General features: G+C 67.3%; 15 protein-coding genes. 8 read left to right on the top strand and 7 right to left on the bottom strand.

The window, feature by feature from the left end:
- The first annotated feature begins 196 nt into the window (after positions 1–196).
- Positions 197–1,105: a pyridoxal kinase gene (gene pdxY / locus AC5P8U_RS06770; RefSeq protein ID WP_061477932.1), complete on the top strand. Its 909-nt coding sequence runs from the start codon at positions 197–199 to the stop codon at positions 1,103–1,105.
- On the top strand, positions 1,102–2,226 hold the full coding sequence (locus AC5P8U_RS06775; RefSeq protein WP_088497661.1) for a prephenate dehydrogenase: 1,125 nt from the start codon (positions 1,102–1,104) through the stop codon (positions 2,224–2,226). The genes pdxY and AC5P8U_RS06775 overlap by 4 nt, the downstream gene beginning before the upstream one ends.
- Positions 2,227–2,485: 259 nt before the next feature.
- On the opposite strand, the gene AC5P8U_RS06780 is transcribed toward AC5P8U_RS06775, so the two are convergent.
- The 5 genes from AC5P8U_RS06780 to AC5P8U_RS06800 form a co-directional block, all read right to left on the bottom strand.
- Positions 2,486–2,680 (bottom strand): hypothetical protein, encoded by a 195-nt coding sequence (locus AC5P8U_RS06780; RefSeq protein WP_005416191.1) that lies wholly within the window; start codon positions 2,678–2,680, stop codon positions 2,486–2,488.
- Positions 2,681–2,750: 70 nt separating this feature from the next.
- The gene (locus AC5P8U_RS06785; protein ID WP_447897139.1) at positions 2,751–4,523 is read right to left on the bottom strand and encodes an ABC transporter transmembrane domain-containing protein; all 1,773 of its coding nucleotides are present in this window, start codon (positions 4,521–4,523) and stop codon (positions 2,751–2,753) included.
- Complete coding sequence (locus AC5P8U_RS06790) at positions 4,516–5,112, bottom strand: IMPACT family protein (RefSeq protein WP_072168299.1); 597 nt, start codon at positions 5,110–5,112, stop codon at positions 4,516–4,518. The genes AC5P8U_RS06785 and AC5P8U_RS06790 overlap by 8 nt, the downstream gene beginning before the upstream one ends.
- A 40-nt stretch (positions 5,113–5,152) precedes the next feature.
- Positions 5,153–6,142: a hypothetical protein gene (locus tag AC5P8U_RS06795; RefSeq protein ID WP_088497660.1), complete on the bottom strand. Its 990-nt coding sequence runs from the start codon at positions 6,140–6,142 to the stop codon at positions 5,153–5,155.
- Positions 6,139–6,657 carry an RNA polymerase sigma factor gene (locus AC5P8U_RS06800; protein WP_229298559.1) on the bottom strand — a complete coding sequence of 173 codons (519 nt, stop codon included), beginning with the start codon at positions 6,655–6,657 and terminating at the stop codon, positions 6,139–6,141. The genes AC5P8U_RS06795 and AC5P8U_RS06800 overlap by 4 nt, the downstream gene beginning before the upstream one ends.
- A 247-nt stretch (positions 6,658–6,904) precedes the next feature.
- On the opposite strand from AC5P8U_RS06800, the gene AC5P8U_RS06805 reads away from it, so the two are divergent.
- Positions 6,905–9,745, top strand: coding sequence for a bifunctional diguanylate cyclase/phosphodiesterase (locus AC5P8U_RS06805; protein WP_088497659.1), 2,841 nt, complete (start codon positions 6,905–6,907; stop codon positions 9,743–9,745).
- Positions 9,746–9,764: 19 nt separating this feature from the next.
- On the opposite strand, the gene AC5P8U_RS06810 is transcribed toward AC5P8U_RS06805, so the two are convergent.
- Positions 9,765–10,358, bottom strand: a complete 594-nt coding sequence (locus AC5P8U_RS06810; RefSeq protein WP_005416197.1) for an LOG family protein — start codon at positions 10,356–10,358, stop codon at positions 9,765–9,767.
- Between the two features lie 251 nt (positions 10,359–10,609).
- Positions 10,610–12,106, bottom strand: coding sequence for an aminotransferase class III-fold pyridoxal phosphate-dependent enzyme (locus tag AC5P8U_RS06815; RefSeq protein ID WP_072168296.1), 1,497 nt, complete (start codon positions 12,104–12,106; stop codon positions 10,610–10,612).
- 210 nt (positions 12,107–12,316) lie between these two features.
- On the opposite strand from AC5P8U_RS06815, the gene queA reads away from it, so the two are divergent.
- The 5 genes from queA (at position 12,317) to secF (ending at position 18,089) form a co-directional block, all read left to right on the top strand.
- Positions 12,317–13,384 carry a tRNA preQ1(34) S-adenosylmethionine ribosyltransferase-isomerase QueA gene (queA, locus tag AC5P8U_RS06820; protein ID WP_438915184.1) on the top strand — a complete coding sequence of 356 codons (1,068 nt, stop codon included), beginning with the start codon at positions 12,317–12,319 and terminating at the stop codon, positions 13,382–13,384.
- Between the two features lie 176 nt (positions 13,385–13,560).
- Entirely contained in the window at positions 13,561–14,691 is a 1,131-nt protein-coding gene (tgt, locus tag AC5P8U_RS06825; RefSeq protein WP_014646826.1) for a tRNA guanosine(34) transglycosylase Tgt, read from the top strand.
- Positions 14,692–14,829: 138 nt separating this feature from the next.
- Entirely contained in the window at positions 14,830–15,174 is a 345-nt protein-coding gene (yajC, locus tag AC5P8U_RS06830; protein WP_447897138.1) for a preprotein translocase subunit YajC, read from the top strand.
- Positions 15,175–15,235: 61 nt separating this feature from the next.
- Entirely contained in the window at positions 15,236–17,092 is a 1,857-nt protein-coding gene (secD, locus tag AC5P8U_RS06835) for a protein translocase subunit SecD (protein ID WP_072168294.1), read from the top strand.
- Positions 17,093–17,108: 16 nt separating this feature from the next.
- Positions 17,109–18,089, top strand: a complete 981-nt coding sequence (gene secF / locus AC5P8U_RS06840; RefSeq protein ID WP_049413603.1) for a protein translocase subunit SecF — start codon at positions 17,109–17,111, stop codon at positions 18,087–18,089.
- Positions 18,090–18,109 lie beyond the last annotated feature (20 nt).

Genomic DNA, 18,109 nt, shown 5'->3' on the forward strand with positions numbered 1-18,109 from the left:
GGTGTCGGAGTGCGGGGTGTCAGCCGCATGGATGCGGCTGCCAAGCCTACACGCACGTACTTGCGGCGTCCCCGCATTCCGACACCGCCCCGCTACCCCACGGATAGCTCGCTTTTGCCGTTGCCGTTACTTGCAGCTTCGGCAGGTGCAGGGCTGCAAGCCCTGCCGAAAACCCCCTTGGGCGTAGAATGCGACCATGAGCGAATCCCTTGATAACCACCTGGTCCACGGCCGCCGCCAGCGGCCCGACGGCCCGTCGCCGATCGATGTCATCTCGGTCCAGTCGCAACTTGTCTACGGCCACGCCGGCAACAGCGCTGCCGTACCGCCGATGCGCGCGCTGGGCGTGCGCGTGGCAAGCATTCCGACGGTGCTTCTCAGCAACGCGCCGTTCTACGACACCACGCGTGGCCGCGTGCTGCCGGCTGACTGGTTCGCCGACCTGCTGCTGGGCACCCACGAACGCGGCCTGCCGCAGCGGGCGAAGATGCTGGTCTCCGGCTACTTCGGCAGCACCGCCAACGGTGCCGCCTTCGCAGACTGGCTGGACGACATCCTGCCGGGCTGCCCGCAGCTGCGCTATTGCCTGGACCCGGTGATTGGCGACACGCACACCGGCCCCTACGTGGAACCCGGGCTGGAAGCGATCTTCGCCGAGCGCCTGCTGCCGCATGCCTGGCTGGTGACGCCCAACGCTTTCGAACTGAATCGCCTGACCGGCATGCCGGCGCTGGCCGAGGCCGATGCCCTCGCCGCCGCGCGCACGCTGCTGGATCGCGGCCCGCATTGGGTGATCGCGCACAGCGTGGGCGGCACCCCGGGTGAACTGGTGACCCTGGCCGTCGGCCGCGAGGAAACCTGGCGCTGGACCTCGCCGCTGCTGCCGGTGGACGTGGCCGGTACCGGCGATGTGCTGATGTCGCTGGTGGTGTCGTTCCTGCTGCGCGGCGAATCGATGCAGCAGGCGATTTCGCGTGCGATTGCCGGCACCCATGCGGCGCTGGAGGCGACCCTGGACAACGGCTTCGAGGAATTCGACGTGGTCGCCGCCGCGCCGGCGGCGCTGGCCGAAGGAATGCGCTTCCGCGCCGAACGCGTGGCATGAGCGGCCTGGACCCACGCACGCCGCGCACGGTCGGCATCATCGGCAGCGCTGGCGCCTACGGGCGCTGGCTGACCCGCTTCTTCCAGCAGCACCTGCAGCTGCAGGTGATCGGCCACGATCCGGCCGACCCAGGTTCGCACACGCCGGAACACCTGCTGGCGCAGGCCGATGTGCTGGTGTTCTCGGCACCGATCCGGCACACGCCGGCGTTGATCGCCGAGTACGTGCGGCAATCGGCGGGCCGCGAGCAGGGCAGGCTGTGGCTGGATGTGACCTCGGTAAAGGAGGCGCCGGTGCAGGCGATGCTGGCCTCGCAGGCCGAAGTGGTTGGCCTGCACCCGATGACCGCACCACCGAAGGCGCCGACCCTGAAGGGGCGGGTGATGGTGGTCTGCGAAGCGCGGCTGCAGCTCTGGCAGGCGTGGGTCGATACGCTGTGCGCCGCGCTGCAGGCCGAGTGCGTGCGGGCCACGCCGCAGCACCACGACCAGATGATGGCGCTGGTGCAGGCGATGGTGCATGCCACCCATCTGGCCCAGGCCGGCGTGTTGCGCCAGTACCAGCCGCAGCTGGGCGATCTGGCTGCGATGATGCCGTACCGTTCGGCATCGTTCGAGCTGGATACGGCGATCATTTCGCGCATCCTGTCGCTCAACCCGGCGATCTACGAAGACATCCAGTTCGGCAACCCGTATGTGGCGCCGATGCTGGAGCGGCTGGTGGGCCAGCTGCAGGCCCTGCAGGCGCAGGTCGGGCAGGGGGACGACGGTGCACGTGATGCCTTCCGCGAGCAGCTCCTGTCGGCCAATCGCAGTGCTTTCGGTGAGCAGGCGCTGGCGGACGGCAACTATACGTTCGAACGCGTGGGCTATCTGCTGGCCGATCTGACCGAGCGCAACGCGCTGTCGGTGCACCTGCCGGAAGACCGGCCGGGCTCGCTGCGTGAGCTGCTGAATGTATTCGAGCAGCATCGCATCAGCCTGGCCTCGATCCATTCCTCACGTACGCCCGGCGGCGAAGTGCACTTCCGCATCGGGTTCATCGCCGGCAGTGATCCGGCCGCGATCACCCGGGCGGCTGCGGAAGTGGATGCCAGCGGCATCGGGCGGGTGCTCGGCTGACCACATTCATCCACAGGTGGTGTGGATGGATCCTAAGCAAATGTGTGGATAACCTCGCTCAGCCCTTGCTGGGAAAGGCTGTCAAGATACCTGGCGAAAAATTGGCCGCGCTTCTTTGTTGGGTCGAGCCATGCTCGACTCCTTTTGGCGACAAGCGTGTCGACCCAGGTCGACACCTACCAGAGCGGAGGATGGAGATCCGGTAGCGCGAGCGCGGAGCAGCACGAATGCGGTAGCGCCGGGCCATGCCCGGCGAACCTCAGATCGTCAACCGCAGTTCACCACCACTGGTGGTGAACTCGCGTCCATTGCGCACCAGCTGGCGCCCGTCATCCAGCTCATAGCGCGGCGTGGCTTCGGAGTGGTGCCCGCTGCCGTTCGCCTCGGGCTTGAATTCGATGATGATGTGGCTTTCGCCATTACTGTCGACGGCGGGGAACTGACGGAACGACATCGCGTACCTCCTTCAGCGGATGCTGCGGGTGCGCGGCCAGCTTGGTCTTGCCGATGTTAGCCGGCCGTCATCAATCGATGAACTGCAGTCGGGCCAGTTCAGCGTACAGTCCGCCTTCGGCCAGCAGCTGCGCATGGGTACCTTCGGCGACGATACGGCCTTGGTCCATCACCACGATGCGGTCGGCCTTGAGCACGGTGGCCAGGCGGTGGGCGATGACCAGCGTGGTGCGACCGGCCATCAGCCGCTCAAGTGCCTGCTGCACGCCATGCTCGCTCTGCGCATCCAGCGCGCTGGTGGCTTCGTCCAGCAGCAGGATCGGCGCATTCTTCAGCAACGCGCGGGCGATCGCCACGCGCTGTTGCTGGCCACCGGACAGGCGCGCACCGCGTTCGCCCAGCTCACTGTCGTAGCTTTGCGGCAATGCCCGCAGGAAGCCATCGGCCTCTGCTGCACGTGCGGCGTCCTCGACCTCGGCGTCGCTGGCCTGCAGCCTGCCGTAGCGGATGTTGTCGCGTGCACTGGCTGCGAACAGCGTCGGCTGCTGCGGTACCAGTGCCAGCTGCGCGCGCAGCTCGGCCGGATCGACCTGGCGCACGTCGATGCCATCCACGCAGATGCGGCCGCTGGCCGGATCGTGGAAGCGCAGCAGCATCGACAGCACCGTGCTCTTGCCTGCGCCCGACGGGCCGACCAGGGCCACGGTCTCACCCGGGCGCACATGCAGATTGAAGTGGTCCAGCGCGGCCTGGTCCGGGCGCTGCGGGTAGTGGAACACCACGTCGTCGAACTGGATTTCGCCGCGTAGCGGTTGCGGCAGTGCGTGCGGCTGCGCCGGCGCACGGATCTCGATGTCTTCCTGCAGCAGCTCGCTGATACGGCCCATGCCACCGGCCGCACGCTGCAGCTCGTTCCACACTTCGGCCAGGGCGCCTACCGAGCCGCCGCCGATCAGCGCGTACAACACGAACTGGCCCAGCGTGCCGGCACTGAGGCGGCCGTCGATGACATCGTGCGCGCCCAGCCACAGCACGCCAACGATGGCGCCAAATACCAGCAGGATGGCGCTGGCGGTAACCAGCGATTGCGCACCGATGCGCCGGCGTGCGGCACTGATGGCATCGCCCAGCGCCTTGTCAAAGCGCCCGCGCTCATAGGGCTCGCGCGCATGCGCCTGCACCGTGCGCACGGCGCCCAGCGTCTCGCTGGCCAGGCTGTTGGCATCGGCGATGCGGTCCTGGCTGCTGCGCGCAACCGTGCGCAGCTTGCGCGCGCCGATGATGATCGGCAGCACCGCCAGCGGGATGCCGAGCAGTGACCACGCGGCCAGCCGCGGGCTGGTGACGAACAGCATCGCCAGGCTGCCGACCACGGTGACGCTGCTGCGCAGGGCGACCGACATGGTCGAACCGACCACGCTGCGCAGCAGTTCGCTGTCGGCGGTCAGGCGCGAGACCAGTTCGCCGCTGCGGCTGCGGTCGTGGAAACCGGCGCCGAGCTGGATCAGGTGTGCGTACAGGCGGCTGCGCAGGTCGGCGACGACCTTCTCGCCCAGCAGCGACACGAAGAAGAACCGTGCGGCCGTCGCCAGTGCCAGCACCACCGCCACCAGCATCAGCAGGGCGAAGGCACGGTTGATCTGGCCACCGCTGGTGAAGCCGTGGTCGATCATCTGCTTCACGGCGGGGGGCAGGCTCAGCGTGGCGGCCGAAGAGACCGCCAGGGCCAGCAGCCAGGCGGTGAACAACCCGCTATGGCGGCGCACGAACGGCCACAACGTCCGCAGGCTGCCGAGGCGGCGCAGCGGCGGGGTCGAGGCAGGGGCGTCGTCCTTGTCAGTCATCCTGGGTGTCGTCTTGTATGCGGATACGGTCACGGGTGGCGTCGCGCAGGCGGATTTTCAATGCATCGACCTGATCGGCCGGCAATTCGGCCCGCAGGCACACGCCGTTGGCATCGAACCGTTCATCGAGCTTCCCGGCGCCGAAGGCGGGCAGGGTGGCGTGCAGGGTGCCCAGGTCCTCGAAGCCGGCCAGCAGCTGCAGCCGGGCCATCGCCACCAGGGGCAGGCGGGGGGCGGTGCGCAGGCACTCGGCGGCAGCGCCACCGTAGGCGCGCACCAGTCCACCGGCGCCCAGCTTGATGCCGCCGAACCAGCGCGTCACCACCACCATCACGCGGTCGAACCCCTGGCCATCGATCGCCGCCAGGATCGGTCGTCCGGCCGTTCCGGCGGGCTCGCCATCGTCGCTGGAGCGGTAGTCCTGGCCGTACCGGTAGGCCCAGCAGTTGTGGGTCGCGTCGGCTGCTGCAACCTGCTGCAGGATCGCCATGGCCGCTGCGGCGCTGTCGATCGGCGCAGCATGGGCGATGAAACGACTGTGTTTGACTTCCAGCGTGTGGCTGACAGGCTGGGCGAGGGTATCGAGCATTCCCGTCATTCTACGGGGTCGCCGGAGATCACGTTCTGCTTCAGTCGTCCAGCAACGGGCGCAGGTCGCGCGGCAGGCGTGCTTCCGGATACTGTTGCACGTAGCGCTCCAGGCTGGCGCGGGCCAGATCGCGCTGGCCATCGTCGCGACGCGCGCGGATTTTCTGCAGCCACTGCCGGCGCGGCAGTCGCGCGTCGGCGTCCACCTCGGCCTGCACGGCATCCGCGCTCAGGCCCGCATCGCTGCCGCGGCGCATGACGCCCGGTGCGGAACGGCTGGGCGCCTCACGCTTCATCGAGGTGATCTCCACCCGATCCAGCGCCTGCGCCCGCTCGGCCTCGGTGGCATTGGCTGCCGGTGCCGCCGCCGTGCGTGCTTTCATTGCCCCGGACGCTGCTGGCGCGAATGCCGGTGCGGGTGCCGAGTAGGCGGTCGGTGCAGGTGGCGCGGGCGGTGCTGCAGCCGGAGCGGACGGGAGCGTCGCAAAGGAGGTGTCGGCGGCCGCATCCGCAGCCATGGATCGTGCGGCCTGGGCCGGCACTTCAGCGGTCTTGGCCGGCGCAGGCTTGTGCGCACGCGCGATGGCCGGCGCTGGGGCAGCGGAAACAGGGGCGGACTCGGGTGCTGCCGGCGCAGCGGCTGGTTCCGCAACCGCCACTGCGCTGTGGGCCGAACCACTTCCAGCGGCCTGATCGGCAGTCGCGACGTCTTCTGCCGCAGCCGGTGCTGCGGCAACAGCAGTCTCGCCCGCCGGAACCGGCGGCGGTTCAGGACGCAGCTGCCAGGCGATGCCGATGGCGAACACCATCGAAGCGGCGATGCCGAACACCGCTGGCCAACGCGGGCCTGTGCGCTGCTTGCGCGGCGCCTCGGGAGAGGCGGCAACATCTGTACCCGGAGCGTCCACGGCGGCACGCGCCGCAGCCAGGATGGCGGCGTCCAGTGCGGCCGGTGGTGCCTGCTCGGCGCGACGGCCGAGCAGCCGGGCCAGCTCGCGTTCTTCCGGCGTCAGCGGTTCGTCTCGGTTCATGCGTTCAATCCCGCACGCAGCTTGTCCATCGCATAGCGCAGCCGCGATTTCACGGTTTCCCGGCCTACGCCGGTGATCTGGCCGATCTCCTCCAGGCTCAGTTCCTGATCCAGCCGCAGTTGCAGCACTTCGCGCTGCTCCGGCGGCAATTGCTCCATCGCCAGCTGGATGCGGCGACGTTGTTCGAATTCGGAAAGTTCGGCTTCCGGGGTCTGCCCGTCCTCGATCGCGGCCAGGCGCAGGTCGGCGTCGGCCGGCGCGGCAGGGCGATGGCGGGCGGCGCGCCAATGGTCGTTCAGGCGGTTGTGGGCGATGCGGAACAGCCAGGTGCTGAACGCCGCTTCGGGCTGCCACCCGGCACGGGCGCTGATCACCCGCTGCCAGACGTCCTGGAAGATCTCCTCGGCCAGCGCGTTGTCGCGCAGTTGGCGCAGCAGGAAGCCGAACAGTCGTTTGCGATGGCGCGCATACAGGCTTTCGAACGCGTGCAGGTCGCCGCCGGCCCAGGCCAGCATCAAGGCTTCATCGGTTGGCAGTGCGCTGGCTTCCACGGCGTACAGGGTAAGGCCTGCAGGCGATGGCGCATAGCCGGTGGCAGGGGCGGGCAGGGCGAGGGTCATGGCTCGGAAGGGGCTGCGGACAGCAGGAAAAACGTACGGGCGCACGATTCGGGGTTTACGGGCTTCCATTGCCCCCCGGGTGGCGCGCTATGCTCGTCGGCTCAGGGGAGGCGACGCATAGACGGCGCCAAGAGATTGTCATTTGTCCACGCATGCTGAACCGGCGGAAGAGCCACCACACGAGGCCGTGCTGAGCACGGCGCTGGTGCGCGCGTTGCATGCGCTTTTGCCGGAAACGGCTGTGGTCCGCGTCGGCTGGGACGACCCGCAGCTCGGGCGGGGTCAGGACGGGTGGCCGGCCGATGGGGCGGCAGGCGCGTTCACTGCGCCGGGCATCGGCGACGGCTGCCATGGCTGGGAACATGACGGTGCACGCCTGCAGCTGTCGGTGGAAGGCGCCGTGCCTTCCGCGGCGTGGTGGGGGCTGGCCCGTCAGGCCATGGAACTGGCACTGCAGCGTGGCCGCCAGGCCGGGCAGATCAAGGCGCTGGAAGAGGCTGAACGGTTGCAGCAGGCGCTGTTCCAGATCGCCGATCTGGCCGGCGCCGATCTGGAGATGTCGGAGATGCTGCGTCACGTGCACGGCGTGCTCGGCACGCTGATGTATGCGGAGAACTGCTACATCGTTGAATACGATGATGTGCGTGACCAGATCCGCTTCCTGTACTTCGCCGACCAGGTCGACGATTTCGTCGCCGACCCGTCGCAGAGCCATGACGCCGCCGAGATGCCGCGCAGCCTGACCGTCGCGCTGCTGCGCCACGGCAAGCCGCTCAGCGGACCCTCGCGCGAACTTCTGGCACGCGTGGTCGAGCAGGAGCACGACCCGCAGCGTGGCCCCGAGAGCCTGGACTGGCTGGGTGTGCCGATGCTGCGCGATGGCCGGGTATGCGGCGCAATCGTGGTGCAGAGCTATGAGCTGGCGGCCCGTTATGGCGAGGCCGAGCGGGCGTTGCTGGGCTTTGTCGCGCAGCACGTGCAGACTGCGATGGATCGGCGCCAGGCGCAGGTCCGGCTGGAGCAACAGGTGGAGCGGCGCACGCTGGAACTGCAGCGTGCCAACCGCAGCCTGCAGGATGAAGTGGCGGAGCGCCGGCGCGCCGAGCAACTGCAGACCGCGCTGTACAACATTGCCGAAATGGCGATGTCGGCCGACAGCCTGGCCCAGTTCTACGGGCAGGTGCATGGCGTGGTCGGGCGCCTGCTCGATGCGCGCAACTTCTATATCGCGCTGGTGAACGGAAGCGGCAACGGCCTGGACTTCGTCTATTCGGTGGACGAGCACAATGCCAGCCGTGCACCTCGTCCGTTCAGTCGCGGCCTGACCGAATACGTGGTGCGCAACCGGCGGCCCCTACTGGCCTCACGCGCCCAGATCGATGCGCTGCTGGCCAGTGGCGAGGTGCGTGAATCCGGCGCGCGCTCGCATTGCTGGCTGGGCGTGCCGCTGCTGCGCGATGACGAGGTGGTCGGTGCGATCGTGGTGCAGAGTTACAGCGAGAACAGTACGTTCAGCGTGCACGATCAGCGGCTGCTGACGTTCGTTGCGCAGAACATCGGAACCGGGTTGGCGCGCCAGCGCGACCAGCAACGGCTGCGTTTGGCGCATGCCGAACTTGAAAAGCGCGTGGATGAACGCACGCGTGAGCTGGCCGAGGTCAACGAGAAGTTGCTCGGCCAGATCGGCGAGCGCCTGCGGGCCGAGCAACGCCTGACCCATCAGGCCATGCACGATGCGCTGACCGGCCTGCCCAACCGGCTGCACCTGCTCGATCGCCTGCAGGATGCGCTGGCGCTGGCCAAGCGCGAGGGTGGGCCGGTGTTCGCCGTGCTGTTCCTCGACCTGGATCGCTTCAAGCTGGTCAACGACAGCATCGGCCACGCCGCGGGTGACCGCATGCTGGTGGAGGTCGCCAAGCGCATCGTATCGATGGCCGGCGCCGATGACGTGGTGGCACGGCTGGGCGGTGATGAATTCGCGGTGCTGCTGCAATGCCCGCAGGGCCTGGCACAGGCGCTGGATTTCGGCCAGCGCTTGTTGCTGGCATTGCAGGAATCGATATGGATCGCCGGCCGCGAGCTGTTCCCGTCCGGCAGCCTGGGTATCGCGTTGTGGAATCCGCGCTACCGTACCGGCGAGGAACTGCTGCGTGATGCGGATGCGGCGATGTACCGGGCCAAGGCACAGGGCCATGACCGCTGCGCGATCTTCGACGAGGACATGCGTGAACAGGCCATGCGCAGCCTCGACCTGGAAGCCGATCTGCGCCGCGCGATCAACAACCGTGATTTCGTTCCGTTCTTCCAGCCGATCGTGCGCCTGTCCGATGGCGAAGTGGTGGGACATGAGGCATTGCTCCGCTGGCAGCACGAGCGTCGTGGCCTGCTGTTGCCCGGCGCGTTCCTGGAGCTGGGAGAAGAAAGTGGCCTGATCGAACAGGTCGACTGGCTGATCTACGAGCAGGTCATCGCGCGCCTGGCCGAAGGTGGGCAGAGCTATGTCTCGGTGAACGTTTCGCCGCGCCATTTCCGCTCGGCCGAGTTCAGCGACCGCCTGTTCGGCCTGCTCGACGCGTGTGGCGCCGATCCGCGCCGGCTGCGGCTGGAGATTACCGAGGTCGCGCTGCTGGACGATGCGCCGCACACGCTGCGCATCCTGCAGGGCCTGCGCGAGCGTGGCATCCAGGTGCAGCTGGACGACTTTGGTACCGGCTTCTCTGCGCTGTCCTACCTGCACCGATTCCCGATCAGTACATTGAAGATCGACCAGAGTTTCATCGCCGGCCTGCACGGGCCGGAAGTGCAGAGCACGCGCGCGCTGGTCGAAGGCGTGCTGTCACTGGCCCGCACTCTGGGCATCGAAACCATTGGCGAAGGCATCGAGACCGAGGCGCAGCGGCAGACACTGCGCGAACTCGGTTGCGACTATGGCCAGGGCTACCTGCTGGGCCGTCCCGCACCGTGGGCGCGGACGCTGGCGTGAGCCACCGCGACGGTTCACTTCAGCGCAGAGCCGAGCGACGTTTCTCGTCGATCCACTTCGAGGCCTGCGCCGGCTGGTAGTTCTGCATCCACACCAGCATTTCCTCGATGTCCGAGCCGTACCAGAGGTCCTGGCGCTGGTCCGGATGCAGGAAACGCTCTTCCACCATGCGGTCGATCATGCCGATCAGCGGCGCGTAGAAACCTTCCACATCGAGGAACGCGCACGGCTTGTTGCCGATGCCCAGCTGGCGCCAGGTCAGCATCTCGAAGATCTCTTCCATGGTGCCGAAGCCACCGGGCAGGGCAACGAAGCCATCGGCGAGGTCGAACATGCGCGACTTGCGCTCATGCATCGAGCCGACGATCTCCAGTTCGGTCAGGCCGCGGTGGGCCACTTCCCAGTCGGCCAGCTGGCGCGGGATCACGCCGGTCACCTCGCCGCCAGCGGCGAGCACGGCGTTGGCCACGGTGCCCATCAGGCCAACGTTGCCGCCGCCATACACCAGGCGCAGGCCATCGCGGGCGATGCGATCACCCAGGGCAATGGCGCGTTCGGTGTAGGCCGGCTTGCTGCCAGCGTTGGAACCACAGTACACACAGATCGATTTCATGGATCTTCTGTCTCTTGACCGGAAACGAAAACGCCCCGTCACCGACCGCATGGCGGTCAGAGACGGGGTGCCCTTGGATTATGAGCCCTTCTGTAGAGCCGAGCCATGCTCGGCTGCTCTTCGTTCAGATCGCGGCAAAGGCCAGCCGAGCAAGGGCTATGCCGGTCGTCCTGGCCGGCACCCTTCGGGCCGTCGCCAGCGACGTTGGCAGCGGCTCCTGCCGCTGCCTTTGGCTCTACGCAAGCGGCGGCTTACGCCGCCGCAGCCTGCTCGCGGCGCGGGCCTTCACGCAGGGCGCGGCCGACCATGCCCACCAGCAGGTCCAGCTCCTCGCTGTCCATGCCGAAGTGCGGGGTGAAGCGCAGCGAGTTTTCGCCGCCATGGATCACGTTGATGCCGTGCTGGCGCAGCCATTCCTCGGTGGAGTTGGCGCCGTAGCACTTGAACTGCGGGGCCAGCTCGCAGGAGAACAGCAGCCCGGTGCCCTGCACCTTGGTGATCAGCCCGCCCAGCTCGTTCTTCAGCTGTTCCAGCTTGCGCACGGCCTCGGCACCACGTTCGGCGATGTTGGCGCGTACCTGTGGGGTCAGCTGGGCCAGGGTGGCGCAGGCCACGTCCAGCGCACGCGGATTGCTGGTCATGGTGTTGCCGTAGATGCCCTTGCGGTACAGCTGCGCGGCGTGCTCGGTCACCGCCAGCACCGACAGCGGGTACTGCGCGGCGTTGAGCGCCTTGGAGTAGGTCTCCATGTCCGGCGGGTCAAGCCCTTCGAAGCCCGGGTAGTCGACCACCGACAGCACGCCATGCGCACGCAGGCCGGCCTGGATCGAGTCCAGCAGCAGCAGGCTGCCGTGTGCACGCGTCAGCTCACGGGCAACGGCATAGAACGACGGCGGCACCGAACGGCCCGGGTCACCTTCGCCCATCACCGGTTCGAGGAACACCGCTTCGATGAACCACTGGTTGCGCGCGGCATCCTCGAACACCTTGCGCAGGCCGGCCTCATCGTACGGCGCCACGGTGATCACCGAGTCCTCGCCCCGGTAGCTGGCCAGGTGCTGCATGTAGCTCTTGCGGCTGGAATCCGAATAGAGGGCAGGGCGGTCGGTACGGCCATGGAAGCTGCCCTTGACCACCACGCGCTTGATCGCAGCGCCGGCGTGACGTGCACCCGGATCGGTCTGCAGCTTGGCGTTGACGTCGGCGATGCGCGCGGCCAGGCCGACGGCTTCGGAGCCGGAATTCAGGCACATGAAACGGGCGAACGGGCAGCCGCCACGGCGGTGGCCGATCTCGGCGCGCAGGGCGGTGATGAAGCGCTGCTGCGACAGGCTGGGGGTCATGATGTTGGCCATCACCTGTGGGCGCGCCATGGCTTCCAGCACGGCGTCCGGGGTGTGCCCGAAGCCGAGCATGCCGTAGCCGCCGGCGTCGTACAGCACGGCGCCCTTCAGGGTGACCACCCATGGGCCGCGCGCGGCCAGCGCCACGTAGGGGGTCACCGCGTCATCGGCATAGAAATTGACGAATCCGTCCTGCATCGCGTCGATCTGTGCCTGTTCGTCCTGCGCCAGCAGCGGCCCCAGGTCGGCCTGCACGCGCGCGAATTCCTCGGCGGCGGCGTCCACTGCGGCGATCAGCTGCGGGTGGTTGGCGGACAGGGCGGTCAGGGTGGCATCGTCCAGGCCGGTGGTGAGGCGGGTGCCGGGCTGGTTGCGCAGGGGGGCGAGGCGTTCGATGAAGCTCATTGCAGATCTCCTGAAACAATGGGTCGCACGGGCCATCAAAAGCAAAACGCGCGTCATCACGCGCGCTTGGGGCAGGCTCGTGCAGCGGACTTCCGGTTCGATGCTAGCACTTGTTTTTTTGCGCGATAACCCCGCAGAAACCTGCTGCATAGCAGCATTTTGCGCGACGTTCGCCGCGAAGTGCGCCGGCTCGCAGACGCTGGACGTACAATGCGCGCCATTGTCGACCTGTTGCCGCCCACCGCCTTGAAGAAGTCCGATTTCCATTACGACCTGCCGGCTGAACTGATCGCGCAGGCTCCCTTGGCCGAACGTTCCGCCAGCCGCCTGCTGGTGGTACCGCCGGCGCCCGGTGCCTTCACCGACCTGCAGGTGCGCGACCTGCCGTCGCTGCTGCAGCCGGGCGACCTGCTGGTGTTCAACGACACCCGGGTGATTCCGGCGCGCCTGTTCGGGCAGAAGGCCAGCGGCGGCCGCGTGGAGATCCTGATCGAGCGCCTGCTCGGCGCTCAGCAGGCGCGTGCGCAGGTCGGCGCCAGCAAGTCGCCGAAGGCCGGCAGCCGCATCGCGCTGGATGCCGGTGGCGAAGCCGAGGTGCTGGGCCGCGATGGCGAGTTCTACGTGCTGCAGTTCCATGTGCCGGAATCGCTGGAACAGTGGCTGCTGCACGCCGGCCGCCTGCCGCTGCCGCCCTACATCCAGCGCGAACCGGGCGTGGACGACCGCGAGCGCTACCAGACCGTGTTCGCGCGCGAAGTGGGCGCGGTGGCGGCGCCGACCGCCGGCCTGCATTTCGACGAGCCACTGCTGGCGGCGCTGAAGGACAAGGGCGTGGAGTTCGGCCACGTCACCCTGCACGTGGGCGCGGGCACCTTCCAGCCGGTACGCGCCGATGACCTGAAGGACCACGTGATGCACCGCGAGTGGCTGAACGTCGGCGCCGAACTGGTGCAGCAGGTGCGGCGCACGCGCGCCGCCGGCGGTCGGGTGATCGGCGTCGGCACCACCGTGGTCCGCGCGCTGGAAAGCGCGATGCGCGATGGCGAACTGCTGCCGTTCGCCGGCGAGACCCAGATCTTCATCACCCCGGGCTACAGCATACGCAGCGTCGACGCGATGGTGACCAATTTCCACCTGCCCGAAAGCACGCTGCTGATGATGATCTCGGCGTTTGCAGGCAAGGACCGCGTGTTCGAGGCCTACCGGCACGCGATCGAGCAGCGCTACCGCTTCTTCAGCTACGGCGACGCGATGCTGCTGTTCCCGCAGGCGGAGTAGGGGCTGACCTCTGCTTGCTTGTGGTGGGTGCGCACCGTTGGTGCGCACTTGCAGGTGCCTGGAGACCAGGAAAGCCACGCATGGCGTGGCTCTACTGCCGTGCCGTTCAGGCCTGAATGGGCGGTCGAGCCGGTTTTGGGAGACAATGAGCAACTATTTGCCCGAATGACCGCTCCATGTCCCGACTGCAGTTCCAGCTCCAGACCCGCGACGGCCGTGCCCGCCGTGGCCGCCTGACCTTCCCGCGTGGCACGGTGGAAACGCCGGCCTTCATGCCGGTGGGGACCTATGGCTCGGTCAAGGGCATCCTGCCGGACCAGGTGCGGGCGCTGGGCGCCGAGATCATCCTCGGCAACACCTTCCACCTGTACCTGCGCCCGGGCCTGGACATCATCGCCGACCACGGCGGGCTGCACGGCTTCTGCCGCTGGGATGGCCCGATCCTGACCGACTCCGGTGGTTTCCAGGTGTTCTCGCTGGCCCATCGACGCAAGATCACCGAGCAGGGCGTGACCTTTGCCTCGCCCACCGACGGCGCCCGCGTGTTCCTCGGTCCCGAGGAGAGCATGAAGATCCAGAAGGTGCTCGATTCGGACATCGTGATGATCTTTGACGAGTGCACCCCGTACCCCGCCACCGAAGACGTTGCCCGCCGTTCCATGGAGCTGAGCCTGCGCTGGGCCCAGCGCAGCCGCAACGCGCATGACGAGCTGGGCAACGACGCGGCCTTGTTCGGCATCGTCCAGGGGGGCGTGCACACCGACCTGCGCAGCCGCTCGGCCGACGCCCTGCAGGCGATCGGCTTCGACGGCTACGCCATCGGCGGCCTGGCCGTGGGCGAGCCGGAGCACGAGCGCAATGCCATGCTCGACCACCTGGATCCGGAGCTGCCGGGCGACCGGCCGCGTTACCTGATGGGCGTGGGCCGGCCGGAGGACCTGGTCGAGGGCGTGGCGCGCGGCGTGGACATGTTCGACTGCGTGATGCCGACCCGTAATGCGCGCAACGGCCACTATTTCACCTCGTTCGGCACCGTTCGCATCCGCAATTCCCAGTACGCGCGGGACATGGACCCGATCGAGCCGGGCTGCGGCTGCGTGGCCTGCACCGGCGGTTACACCCGGTCCTACCTGCGCCACCTGGACCGCTGCAACGAGATGCTGGCGCCGATGCTGGGCACCCTGCACAACCTGTTCTATTACGAAAAGCTCATGGCCGACATCCGTGCCGCGATCGAGGCGGGAACCTTCCTGGCCTTCCGCGAGTCCTTCTACGCGGCACGCGGAGCGGTGGCCCCGCCGCTGTAACCCCGACGCCCCCCCCCTGCCGAACGGCCCAAGGACGAACGCCCGGGGCCGTGGCATACTTCAAGGCTGACCCAGATCCGCGGTCGACACCCCCGCCCCCTCAAGGGACGGGAGCGCCGCCCAACCAAAGGACCAACGATGAACCTGCTTGCTCTCCTGATTCCCGCCGCCCACGCCCAGGCCGCCGGCGGCCAACCGCAGGGCATGGGCCTGACCACGCTGCTGTTCCCGATCATCCTGATCGCCATCATGTACTTCCTGATGATCCGCCCGCAGATGAAGCGGCAGAAGGAGCACAAGGCCATGCTGGAGAAGATCAAGCGCGGCGATGAAGTGCTGACCAACGGCGGCATCGCCGGCAAGGTCACCGACATTGGCGACCACTTCATCACCGTCGAAGTGGCCGACAACGTGCGCATCCGCGTGCAGAAGGGCGCTGTCGGCAGCGTGCTGCCGACCGGCACCCTGGATTCGGCCAAGTAAGCCACTCCCTTTCCGAAGCACAACCGCGGCGCCGGGGATGGCGCCGCGCGGGACCCAAGCAATGCTCGAATTTCCACGCTGGAAGTACGTCGTCATCCTGATCGTACTGGCGCTCAGCGCGCTGTATGCGCTGCCCAACATCTACCAGAAGGACCCGGCCATCCAGATCACCGCCAACCGTGGCGGGCAGATCGACGATGCACTGCGCGACCGTGTGCTGGCCGACCTGAAAAAGGCCGGCATCGCCACCATCGGTGCCGAAAAGGAAGGGGAAAGCCTGATCGTCCGCCTGTCGGACCTGAAGTCGCAGTCCGCTGCCAGCGACGTCCTGCGTGACACCGTCGGCGAGAAGTACACCGTGGCGCTGAACCTGGCTTCGACCGTGCCCGACTGGCTGGCCAACCTCGGCGGTCGCCCGATGGTGCTGGGCCTGGACCTGCAGGGCGGCGTGCATTTCGTGCTGCAGGTCGACCAGAAGGCTGCCCTCGACAAGCGCCTGGATGCCTATACCGAAGACGTGCGCAGCACCCTGCGTGACGCGCGCATCGCCTACCAGTCGGTGGAACGCCGCGCCGATAACAGCATCGTGGCCAACCTGAGCCCATCCGCCGGCGATGACGCCGCGCAGCGCGCCCGCGCCGCGCTGGTCAAGGCGCAGCCGACCCTCGGCTATGACGTCAGCGGCAACCGCATCACGGTCACCGTGCCGGAGACCGAGATCACGCAGATCGCCAACGGCGCCATCGAGCAGAACATCAACACCCTGCGCAACCGCGTGAACCAGCTCGGCGTGGCCGAGCCGATCATCCAGCGCCAGGGTGCCGACCGTGTGGTCGTGCAGCTGCCGGGCGTGCAGGACACCGCCGAAGCCAAGCGCATGATCGGTGCCACCGCCACCCTGGAGTACCGTGCGGTGGTTGAAGGCAATGCGCAGGACGCCATCAACTCCGGCCGCATTCCGCCGGAAGCGAAGGTCTACCAGCAGCGTGACGGCCGCGGCCCGATCCTGCTGAACAAGCGCGTGATCGTCACCGGCGACCAGATGGTCGGTGCGCAGGCGGTGACCGATTCGAACAGCGGCTCGCCGGCCGTCAGCGTGACGCTGAACAACGTCGGTGGCCAGCGCATGTTCGACTTCACCAGCGCCAACGTGAACAAGCCGATGGCGGTGGTCTACACCGAGCGCGTGCCAACCGTAACCGTCGTCGACGGCCAGGAAGTGCGTGGCTTCAAGGTCAACGAGGAAGTGATCTCGGTGGCCAACATCAACGGCGTGTTCGGCAAGAACTTCCAGACCACCGGCCTGCAGAAGAAGGAAGCCGAAGACCTGGCCAAGCTGCTGAAGTCGGGTTCGCTGGCTGCGCCGATGGACTTCGTCGAGGAGCGCGTGGTCGGCCCGAGCCTCGGCGCCGAGAACGTCAAGAACGGCATGCGCGCGGTGGTGTTCGCGTTCCTGTTCACCCTGGTGTTCTTCAGCGTGTACTACCGCATGTTCGGTGTGATCACCTCGGCAGCGATGCTGTTCAACCTGCTGATCGTAGTGGCGGTGATGTCGCTGTTCGGTGCCACCATGACCCTGCCGGGCTTTGCCGGCCTGGCGTTGTCGGTCGGCCTGTCGGTGGACGCCAACGTGCTGATCAACGAGCGTATCCGTGAAGAGCTGCGAGCCGGCGTGCCGGGCAAGACGGCGATCGTGACCGGTTACGAGCGTGCCTCGGGCACCATCCTCGACGCCAACCTGACCGGCCTGATCGTCGGTGTGGCGCTGTTTGCATTCGGTACCGGTCCGCTGAAGGGCTTCGCGCTGACCATGATCATCGGTATTTTCGCCTCCATGTTCACCGCGATCACCGTGTCGCGTGCGCTGGCGACGCTGATCTACGGCCGCCGCAAGAAGCTCCAGAACGTGGCCATCTGACGGGACGACACGCACAATGAAACTGTTTCCGCTGCACATCCTCCCGAACGACACCAAGATCGACTTCATGCGCTGGCGCCATGTCGCCATGGCAGTCACCATCGTGGTGTTCCTGGCCTCGGTCGCCATCATCGGCATCAAAGGCTTCAACTACGCACTGGACTTCACCGGCGGCACCCTGATCGAAGCCCGCTTCGACAAGGCGGTGGATGTTGAGCAGGTCCGCACCAAGCTCGAGCAGAGTGGCTTCGAAGGCGCCCAGGTGCAGAGCGTCGGTGGCAACACCGACCTGCTGATCCGCCTGGCCCCGCACGGCGAGCATGCTCCGGGTACCGGCGATGCCGCCCACGAGGACAAGGCCACGGCCGCTGCCGTGGTGAAGGCGTTGTCCACTGCCGACAATCAGGCCACCGTGCTCCGCAACGAGTTCGTGGGCCCGCAGATCGGCAAGGACCTGGCGATGAATGGCCTGTATGCCACCATCTTCATGCTGGCCGGCTTCCTGATCTACATCGCGGTGCGCTTCGAGTGGAAGTTCGCGGTCACCGCCAGCATCGTGGCGATGTTCGATCTGATCGTGACGGTGGCTTACGTGTCGCTGCTGGGCCGTGAGTTCGACCTGACCGTGCTGGCCGGCCTGCTGTCGGTGATGGGCTTTGCGATCAACGACATCATCGTGGTGTTCGATCGCGTCCGCGAGAACTTCCGCAGCCTGCGCGTGGATTCGATGGAAGTGCTGAACCGTTCAATCAACCAGACGCTGTCGCGTACGGTGATCACTGCCGTGATGTTCTTCCTGTCGGCGCTTGCCCTGTACCTGTACGGTGGCAGCTCGATGGAAGGGCTGGCCGAGACGCACATGATCGGCGCGGTGATCGTGGTGCTGTCCTCGATCCTGGTGGCGGTGCCGATGCTGACGATTGGTGTGCTGCGCGTGAGCAAGCAGGACCTGCTGCCGAAGGCGAAGGACGTCGAGGCCCTGGCCCGTCGCCCGTAAGCGTTCGCGCTGCACGCAAC

The organism is Stenotrophomonas sp. YJH_SMC_81 (genome assembly GCF_059370875.1).